This window comes from Corallococcus sp. AB049A, from assembly GCF_003668885.1.
In the GTDB taxonomy this organism is placed as follows: Bacteria; Myxococcota; Myxococcia; order Myxococcales; family Myxococcaceae; genus Corallococcus; species Corallococcus interemptor.
On record NZ_RAWL01001041.1, the window covers coordinates 1 to 463 of the forward strand.

A 463-nucleotide genomic window follows, 5' to 3' on the forward strand; every position below is an offset into this window, starting at 1 on the left:
CAGTCAGCGCATCGTTGTTCCGCAGGTTAGGACGCGGGCCTTGGCGCATGTTCGAGGTCGCCCAGCACGCCGTTTCCAGCGATGACAGATCGTAGATTGCCCCGCCATAGAGTTGCTCTACGGGGCACTCACGCACGAGTCGTCCACCGACAAAAATTCCCATGAATTCAAAGCCGGTGTTCGGCCTTTCATCCGATCGGCGGGACGTATTCGCTTTTTCGACAGAGATAGCCTGCCGTTTGACTTCGCTCGGGGCCGGGGCCTGGGCACCGACAGTTCCGATTGCGCCGAGAGCCAGCAACACCAACGATTTCCGCCATTCCATCCCTATACCTCGTGCTCCTTTGAGGTAGTAGCGTAGAAGCACGCTGAATAAGCGTGCTTGCATTCTCCGTATTAGCGTGCTTTTATAAAGCCACAGCCGGCTTCTGCCGCCCACGGAGACCTAGCAATGCCCCTGACC

1 protein-coding gene is annotated in these 463 nt (G+C 57.7%); it reads right to left on the bottom strand.

Annotated elements, in window-relative coordinates:
• The coding region (locus D7X55_RS45115; protein WP_233610439.1) for a hypothetical protein at positions 1-325 on the bottom strand (325 nt) is incomplete at its 3' end.
• Positions 326-463: the final 138 nt, after the last annotated feature.